Source organism: Paenibacillus sp. Root444D2 (assembly GCF_001426375.1).
Lineage (GTDB): Bacteria > Bacillota > Bacilli > Paenibacillales > NBRC-103111 > Paenibacillus_E.
In genome coordinates this window covers 21,063-29,181 of sequence record NZ_LMEO01000032.1, presented here as the reverse complement: position 1 = coordinate 29,181, position 8,119 = coordinate 21,063, and the positions used below count along the sequence as shown (strand labels likewise).

The 8,119-nt window shown below is 46.6% G+C and carries 8 protein-coding genes; 6 read left to right on the top strand and 2 right to left on the bottom strand.

Features of this window, described 5'->3' with window-relative positions:
• Positions 1-193 precede the first annotated feature (193 nt).
• Positions 194-883, top strand: a complete 690-nt coding sequence (locus tag ASD40_RS18315) for a HEAT repeat domain-containing protein (protein WP_057304618.1) — start codon at positions 194-196, stop codon at positions 881-883.
• Positions 884-1,061: 178 nt separating this feature from the next.
• On the top strand, positions 1,062-1,226 hold the full coding sequence (locus ASD40_RS38250) for a hypothetical protein (protein WP_156390090.1): 165 nt from the start codon (positions 1,062-1,064) through the stop codon (positions 1,224-1,226).
• 73 nt (positions 1,227-1,299) lie between these two features.
• On the opposite strand, the gene ASD40_RS39120 is transcribed toward ASD40_RS38250, so the two are convergent.
• Both ASD40_RS39120 and ASD40_RS39115 read right to left on the bottom strand, forming a co-directional pair.
• Positions 1,300-2,457, bottom strand: coding sequence for a beta-galactosidase (locus tag ASD40_RS39120; RefSeq protein WP_057304617.1), 1,158 nt, complete (start codon positions 2,455-2,457; stop codon positions 1,300-1,302).
• Entirely contained in the window at positions 2,447-3,250 is an 804-nt protein-coding gene (locus tag ASD40_RS39115; RefSeq protein ID WP_057304616.1) for a beta-galactosidase, read from the bottom strand. The genes ASD40_RS39120 and ASD40_RS39115 overlap by 11 nt, the downstream gene beginning before the upstream one ends.
• 147 nt (positions 3,251-3,397) lie before the next feature.
• Between ASD40_RS39115 and ASD40_RS18300 the strand changes: the two genes are divergently transcribed.
• The 4 genes from ASD40_RS18300 (at position 3,398) to ASD40_RS18285 (ending at position 8,094) form a co-directional block, all read left to right on the top strand.
• Positions 3,398-4,261 carry an AraC family transcriptional regulator gene (locus ASD40_RS18300; RefSeq protein WP_057304615.1) on the top strand — a complete coding sequence of 288 codons (864 nt, stop codon included), beginning with the start codon at positions 3,398-3,400 and terminating at the stop codon, positions 4,259-4,261.
• A 264-nt stretch (positions 4,262-4,525) separates the two neighbouring features.
• Positions 4,526-5,419, top strand: coding sequence for an ABC transporter permease (locus tag ASD40_RS18295; protein ID WP_057304614.1), 894 nt, complete (start codon positions 4,526-4,528; stop codon positions 5,417-5,419).
• A gap of 6 nt (positions 5,420-5,425) precedes the next feature.
• A complete protein-coding gene (locus tag ASD40_RS18290) occupies positions 5,426-6,325 on the top strand; it encodes a carbohydrate ABC transporter permease (RefSeq protein WP_235549302.1) in 900 nt (299 codons plus the stop codon).
• 62 nt (positions 6,326-6,387) lie between these two features.
• A complete protein-coding gene (locus ASD40_RS18285; RefSeq protein ID WP_057304613.1) occupies positions 6,388-8,094 on the top strand; it encodes a hypothetical protein in 1,707 nt (568 codons plus the stop codon).
• Positions 8,095-8,119 lie beyond the last annotated feature (25 nt).

The following is an 8,119-nucleotide window of genomic DNA, read 5'->3' as shown; positions in this document are numbered from 1 at the left end:
GAGCGCTCTCCTGAACAACATCTGCAAACCAAGGTGTCAAAATCCTGCGAATGAGTGAGTATATGTGAGATAAACCCTTAAAACCGAGGGACGGGCAGGATAGTTTAATCGGATCACGAATATGTAAAGGTGTTTACGAAGTTCGCAAATATGAAGTTATCTGAAAGAACCGTAAAGCGAAAGAAGTGATTAGATGACATGGAATATCATTAATTTCCTCAAAATTTTCTCGAATAATAGAAGAAAAGAAAAATACATCATTAATCTAATTAATAGAATGTCTACAGTTGATAATGCTAAGAGTTCAGATGATTCAGTTAGTTTTAGAGCACATCGAGAAGCCGAATTAATAAATGATAAAGAAATGATACCGATAGTAATTGATCTTATTAATAACCCGAATAGGTCTCAGGATACTTTAATCAGGAGAGATGCATACTTCATTCTTTCAATGTTGCTATTAAAACATGAGAATCTAGAAGCACTTCGATTCCTTATAAATCAAGTCAAAATTGAATCAGATAGATATGTAATCAGTAGCTTGTTAGATCGGATTTCGGAACTAGAGAAACCTGAAACTGTAGACGTAGAACCAATTGTTCAATACATACAAAATCAAAACAGGACAATTCGGCATTCTGCAATCGGTGCACTTAAAAAATCTAGAAATCCAGAAGCTAGAAAAGTGATTGTAGACATTTTATTAAGATACAAAGAAGATATAAAAAAGAATAAATATGATATTATTTACGCCGTTTCTACGTTATCTTACATAGGCAATAAAGATGACTTAGATTTATTAGGAGAGTTATCAATAAGTAAGATTCGGGATATAAGAGATTCATCCATCTTTGCAATAGAGAGTATAACTAAACGACAATAATTGGATGTGTTGAATGATATTCCGAAGAAGTCGGTTCCTTCAGATAACACCATATTCACGCTTCGGGTCATTCGCCTCTTGTTCCGTCCGAAGTTCATTACGCTAACGAGGAACGTTAGTTCAAGATCACCGTTAAGTAAATGTTACATAATTGAAATCCCAGTTAACGGGAAGTTCAATGCCGGGAATGAGCCCGGAACAGTTGGCAGAAGCGATGGCGGTCTCGAACCGAACCTTCAACTCCGCGAAAATTGTCATTTCGATGGTGCCCATTCTTATTTTGTATCCGTTTATCCAAAGATTCTTTGTTCAAGGGATTACTCTTGGTTCTGTAAAAGAATAGTATCCATGTCAAAAGGGCATCAATCGGCAGGAGAACCTGCTTGGTTGATGCCCCTTTTCAGGCGAATAACCGATTAACACTTTAACAAGAGTTGAACGCCGTAGGGGGCTATTTTGATTCGTTCTTGTAATTTGACACCGCTCATTGCATCTTGGTAGCAGCCTTTAAGTGGACATTCCACATGCTCATTGTTGTGATTAAGCAGCATAAGGTAAGCTTGACCGTTCTTCACTTTTTCGATAGCTTCGATACCATCGATGGGAGTAGTCAATGCTGTTGGAACTCCTTCTTCTTTCACGATTAGTTCCATTAAGGAGCCTAATGCTAATTGATCCAGGTCACAGCCAACATAGTAAACTCGTCCTGTTCCGTATGTGTTGACAGTTACTGCGGCTTCACCCGCATAATAATGGTTACCATAAGAGGCAATCGTTTTGGCACCAACGGTTTTCAAAACGTCGCACCATATAGAGGCAGTCCCTTGCCCGAAGGCTCCCTGAATACGAACCGTTCTGCCGAAGTTAACGGAGTCGAACTCTTCTAACTCAACGCCAGCCAGCTGCTTGAATAAACCGGGAACCGTCAATGTGGTCATCTGATTGTTCCATGTGCGGGTGCCTGAGCGGAAGGTAAGAATAAGAGCGCCGCCATTTTCGACATAAGCTTCGCATTTCGCTGCGATTTCTTCTGTTACGAGATTGAACGCAGGCATCATCACGAGCTTGTATTTGGAAAAGTCGCTCTCAACTCCAGTAACATCGAGATTTACGTGCTGTTTGACGACCGCCGTATAATAAGCGTCAAGCAAAGCATTGTAATTAAAATTTGCATTATGTGGCTGTCCGCGATGGCTCCAACAATTATCAAAGGATTTAATCAGAGCCACGGAGCTTATATTTTCAGAACCGACAATAAGATCGCTGAGGGCTGAGATTTCGGCGCCGATGGCTTTGATTTCTCTGTACCTTCTGCGGCCGATACCGTCATGGTCCAAAATGCCGTGCCAATACTGCTCGATGCCCACCGTGCAGGAACGCCAACGGAAGTAAATCATGGCCTCAGCTCCGTGCGCTACCGCTTGGTAAGTCCACAATCGAAGCTGTCCGGGTTCAGGCGTATCGCCCAGCATATGCCAGCCGCAGGGACCACTTTGCTGTTCCATCATCCAGAAGTTCTTGTTCTTGAGACCCCGCATTAAATCATGGGCCATCGATACTTGACTATAGGACAAAATAGTCTAACTCGCTGAAGTGACCCATCAGGTTATGTGTAATTGGCAGGTCGGTGCAAGCTCGAATCTCTTCAATCTGCAGACGCTGGTATGCTACCGTTGCATCCGAGAAGAAACGTTGGTAATCAAGCAGCAGGCCAGGATTATGATTATAAGGTGTAGACAATAACTGACGGGCGCCGGCATTTTGACTGAAGCCATCGCTGGACGAATAGGTAGGAAGGATGATTTCGTCCCAATGTCTGTAAGTGTGGCTCCAGAATACCGTGCCCCACTCTGTATTCAGCTTATCAATCGTACCATATTTGTGCGCCAGCCATACTCGGAAGGCCTGCAGACAGCTCTTGCAATAGCATGCTCCGCCAAATTCATTATCTATTTGCCAGGCAACCACATGTGCGTGATCCTTGTAATGCTCGGCCATCCGTCTTGCGATAAGCACTGAATATTGTCTGTAAATTTTGTTATTAGGGCAATAATGTCTTCTTGTTCCAAAGCCTTTCGTAAGCCCATAGACATCTACCGGATACATGTCCGGATATTTATCCATCAGCCATTTAGGTGCGGCAGCCGTAGGTGTCCCGAGAATAATTTGTATGCCTTCCTTCGTTAGTACCTCAATAGCGCGATCAAGCCAAGTGAAATCGTAAAAGCCATCTTCAGGCTCCATCAGCGCCCAAGCGAACTCAGCCAGCCGGACGGTGTTCATTCCCGCCTCACGCATCATTTTTGCATCCAGAGGCCAACGATCCCCAGGCCAGTGTTCTGGATAATAATCTACGCCAAACCACATATATGGCACATCCTTTCAGACTACATATAGGACTATTTTGTTGATATAATAGTGCTTAATTCATATTTTATTCATAATCAACGTGGTGGTAAATCACATAATTTTGCGATGAATAGTATTATATTGCGATATTCAGGAGTTGTTGATATGAGAGTAAACCACTATTTGCCGCAGCCCCGGTTCAGCCGGTATATGTGTTATCCGGAGTCGTTCGGGCATTACAAGGAGGAGACGAATCACCGAGAGAAAAGAACGGCCGAGCAGGTGCCGTATTACAATTTGCATGTGGTCATGAGCGGTACAGGATATGTAGTGCAAGGAAACCAGAAAGTTAGGCTTCACGCAGGAACAGGTTTTCTATATGGAGAAGGAATGCCTCAAGAGTACTATTCGGATGAGGGAGAGCCATGGGATATTCGGTGGGTACATTTCTTTGGCGAGGGCTTACCCGGACTTTTTGATTGGAAGATGGGCGGAAAGGTATGGGTCTTTGCTTGGGTAGGGGTCACGCGATTGCCGGGTTTACTAGATCAATTGTTAGTTAACGGTGAATCGTTCATTCAAGAAAAGGAGACGCAGATCTCTGCCTTGCTTTATGAAATTCTCATGGAGTTGCTGCAAAATGGGGAAGATTTAAATGGTACCCCGGCCATCGGATTGAGGCAAACGATGCTGAAGACAGCTGATTGGATCAAAGCAGAATGCACGAATCAATTAACACTGGAACATATGGCGGCATTTTCAGGATACAGTTCATACTATTTTAGTCGACAATTTCATCAGATCATGGGGAAAACGCCGAGCGAATTTTTATTGGAAAGCCGGTTGTTAAAGGCGAAGGAGTTATTGTCATCTACCAATTGGAGCGTTAAGCATATTGCTGAGCGTTTGGGCTTTTCACAATGCTCTTATTTTATTCGAAGGTTTCGTCTTGCAGAGGGACATACACCGGAGCAATTCCGGGTTTTAAGAGGTGTGAATCAATCAATTGGTTACAAAAAAGAAATATGATTTTAAAGATGTTCTTGCCACGGTTGTGGTGCAAAGTTCTAATAAACGAGAATGAATGGTTGAATCCTTGCAGCGAAAAGAAAGACTGTCGATGGTTTGTCGACAGTCAGAAAGGTTCTCGATCCTATAGACCTTTTCTAATTTTTGATTCGGATTGTGGTTGTTAATCAAACAAACTAATTAGAGTGATAGATATCCAACCACCGTTATATAGTCGTGTTCTCCATAACCCTTTATGATAGAGATATCAAGGGGGTAGTCATCATGTACGCAAAGATCTACAAACACCGTTGGCAATATCTCATGATTTTACCGGGCGTCGTACTGTTGTTTCTCTTCAGCTACATTCCTATGGCGGGGATACAGGTTGCGTTCCGAGACTTTCAGATCGGCACCTCGATCTGGAACAGCCCGTGGGTCGGGTTGGACAACTTTTCTTTTATCCAGGACCCGCAATTTTTGATCGTCGTCCGGAATACGTTATATATTTCGGTGCTTAAGTTCATCTTTGGTTTTCCGGCCCCCATCCTTCTGGCGCTGATGATTAACGAGGTAACCCACTCGGTATTTAAGCGCTTCGTGCAGTCGGTCAGCTACCTGCCCCACTTTTTTTCCTGGATTGTAGTCGCTTACATCCTGCAATCTTTTTTGGCGCTGGACAGCGGACTGGTGAACCAGTTCGTCGGTAAAGTAGGCGGTGAGCCCATATTCTTCTTAGGGTCCACTGAATGGTTCCGCCCCATTGTGGTAGCGAGCGGGCTGTGGAAGGAAACGGGGTGGAACACAATTCTCTATCTGGCGGCCATCACGACCATCGACCCGCAGAAGTATGAGGCGGCCAAGGTGGAGGGGGCCGGGAAGCTGGCCCAGATCCGGCATATTACCTTCCCGGGTATACTGCCGACGATTTCCATCGTACTGATCCTGAGTATTCCGAGCTTGATCACCGTCGGGATGGACCAAATTTACCCGCTTATGAATTCGGCCAACCAGCAGGTTTCGGATGTGCTTGATACCTACATTCTCCGAAGCGGGTTGCAGCAAGGCTACTTCGGAATGGCGACCGCCATAGGCTTGCTCTCGTCGCTGATCAGTCTCTTGCTGGTCGTGTCGACAAACAAGATATCGAGACAAATTAACGGCGAGGGATTGTGGTGAGTTTACATGATGAAACAGACTGGAGTTGAAAGATCGGTACAGCTGCTAATCGTGGCTTTGCTGACTATGCTGTGCGTAACCGTATTGTACCCGTTCCTGTATATGCTGGCGATTTCACTCAATGAAGGAGCGGATGCCGCCAACGGCGGTGTGTATCTGTGGCCGAGAAGCTTCACGCTCATTAACTATGAGATTGTGCTGGGCAACGAAGTGATCCGGCAGTCGTATCTCATTACGGTTGCAAGAACGGTTGTGGGGACGGTTGCCGGGTTGTTCATCACCCTCCTGGTAGCCTTCGGCCTGTCCTACCGGAGTCTTCCGCTGAGAGGCGTGATCTTAAGCTATATTCTAATCACTATGCTGTTTCAAGGCGGCTTGGTCCCATTCTACATCCAATTGAACAACCTGGGCCTCCTGAATACGTTTTGGGTCTATATCCTCCCGGGCTTGTTCTCAGTTTGGAATATGTTCGTCATGCTGAAATTCATCCAAGGCATACCAGAAGCGCTTGTGGAATCGGCGGAGCTGGACGGGGCAGGTCCTGTACGGATCCTGTTTCAGATCATCATCCCCCTGTCCAAGCCGATGCTGGCGGCGCTCGGGTTGTTTACGGCAGTTGGGCATTGGAATGACTGGTTCGCCGGCGCCTTCTTCGTCACCGACCAGAGGCTAATCCCGGTCCAAACCTTCCTGCAGCAGCTGCTGGCGGCGCAGGATCTGTCCTCCGTGTTGGGCTCGAACAACAATCAGGAAGCATTGGCAAGGAGCTCACAGTTGAAGAATATCACACTCATGTCGATTAAGATGACTGTCGTGATGGTCAGCGCAATACCGATTTTGTGTGTGTATCCGTTTCTTCAGAAGTACTTCGTCAAAGGGGTTCTTGTGGGCTCTTTGAAAGGCTGATTAAGGGTAAAAGGCATCATCCAATATTCCGAAATTAAGGAATGAATAGGGGGAGTTTTGCAATGGGTTTCACAAGATCAAGAATGCGTTGGGCGGCGTTGACGGCAGCGGCCGTACTGGCCGTAGTCACAGGGTGCTCGGACGGGGATAGGGCGTCAAACACTGCTAGTCCGGCCACCACAGGGAGTCATTCGGCAACCGGAAGTCTGGCCGCCGGCGGTTCCAAGTCATTCAGTTTATGGTTGGGCTGGTCGGCAACCATCAATAACGACAGCTTGGTCCAGAAGTATTGGCGGGAGAAAGAACCCGGAATCGATGTTAAACTGGAAGCAACCCAAGGCGATGCAATCACTGCTTTGAATCTGAAGATCAATACGGGCGGCTTCGATGATGCGGCCATCTTCAGCAGGAACGATACGGTCAAGAGCGCTATGAACCGTTCCAAACAAATCATCCCAGTGGAACAGTATTTCAATATGCCTGATAAGTATCCCGGGTTGGCTTCCATTCCGAAGCAATACCTGGAACGCATGAAGGATAAGGATGGCCATATCTGGTCCATTCCCACCTGGTTCGATCAGAATCCGAGCGATCCCTGGCCGGGTTGGGCCTCCATGACCTGGACCGTCCGTTCCGACATCTTGGAGAAGGCGGGCATGACAACCAAGGACTTGGCCACCCTAGAAGGCGTCGAAGCCTTCCTGAAGAAAGCCGCGGAGCAAAAGGATGCATCGGGCAAATCGATTCTTCCCCTTTCCTTCTTACTGGACATCAACGATAATTTAGGTTGGAGCGACGAAAATGCGATTCTGACCGCATTCGGGGTATCCACTTCCGGTAAAGGTGTGGAGAAGAAAGGAAATGAGTTCGCATTCGCCTACGATGATCCGAACTACAAAGCCGCATATAAGTGGATGAACAAGATGTACCAGGACAAGCTGATTGACCCAGAAGTCGTGACCAACAAAAAAGAGCAATACCAAGAGAAAAACAAATCCGGGCGGGTTGCGCTCAACACAGGGAGCTTTTGGAATATTCCCAGCTCCCTTTGGGAAACGTTGGACGGTCCTACGGAACCCGGTTGGTACTATGAAGTGATTCCGTTCCCCAAGGTGAACGGCGTGAAGAAGGTCGGTGTGAACCAAGTCGTAAATCCGAATCCGGGTTTTGAAGTCTATATAAGTAAGAATTCGAAGAATTTGGAAGCAATTCTGAAGTTCTTTGACTACACGCTCCAACCGAAGCCGGAGATGCAGCAGGTCGTCAATGAAGGTCCCGCAGGATTGTATTGGGATTGGGCCGACAAGCCGTTGGGTAAATGGAGATTTACCAACGAAGAATACAAGAAGAGCCGGAATTCGGGCGATCCGGCCCAGAAGTCCAAAGTTACACCGGAGCTATATATGACTTCGTCTTTCAATAACAAGTGGTATCCGTGGTGGAATACCGCCGATGTGGACAAGGTCGGAGGGACCAAAACCTCCAAGTTCACGGAAGCGGTTGGCAAAATGGGTGGTGTACGGGTTGCCCACTCCTACGATCTGGTACAGACAAAGCAGGGTGGCGTATGGGAGAAGTATTGGCCGGAGATGGAGAACATCCGCAAGGAATACCGGTCCAAATTCCTGTTGGCCAAGGATGATGCCCAGTTTGATTCCGCTTGGGAAGCCTTCCGGAATGCGCTGGAGAAGCGTGGGCACTGGAGCGAGCTGAAGAAGGAATGGAACGAATCCTATCAGGAGGAAATTAAAGTCAACGGAGAATTTTAAGAGTTGAAGGAGCAGCCCTCTTCCA

What these genes read in the sequence shown, in the direction of transcription:
- ASD40_RS18315 (WP_057304618.1), top strand. Translation starts at nt 194, where the DNA reads ATGACATGGAATATCATTAATTTCCTCAAAATTTTCTCGAATAATAGA.
- ASD40_RS38250 (WP_156390090.1), top strand. Translation starts at nt 1,062, where the DNA reads ATGCCGGGAATGAGCCCGGAACAGTTGGCAGAAGCGATGGCGGTCTCG.
- ASD40_RS39115 (WP_057304616.1), bottom strand. Translation starts at nt 3,250, where the DNA reads ATGTGGTTTGGCGTAGATTATTATCCAGAACACTGGCCTGGGGATCGT.
- ASD40_RS18300 (WP_057304615.1), top strand. Translation starts at nt 3,398, where the DNA reads ATGAGAGTAAACCACTATTTGCCGCAGCCCCGGTTCAGCCGGTATATG.
- ASD40_RS18295 (WP_057304614.1), top strand. Translation starts at nt 4,526, where the DNA reads ATGTACGCAAAGATCTACAAACACCGTTGGCAATATCTCATGATTTTA.
- ASD40_RS18290 (WP_235549302.1), top strand. Translation starts at nt 5,426, where the DNA reads ATGATGAAACAGACTGGAGTTGAAAGATCGGTACAGCTGCTAATCGTG.
- ASD40_RS18285 (WP_057304613.1), top strand. Translation starts at nt 6,388, where the DNA reads ATGGGTTTCACAAGATCAAGAATGCGTTGGGCGGCGTTGACGGCAGCG.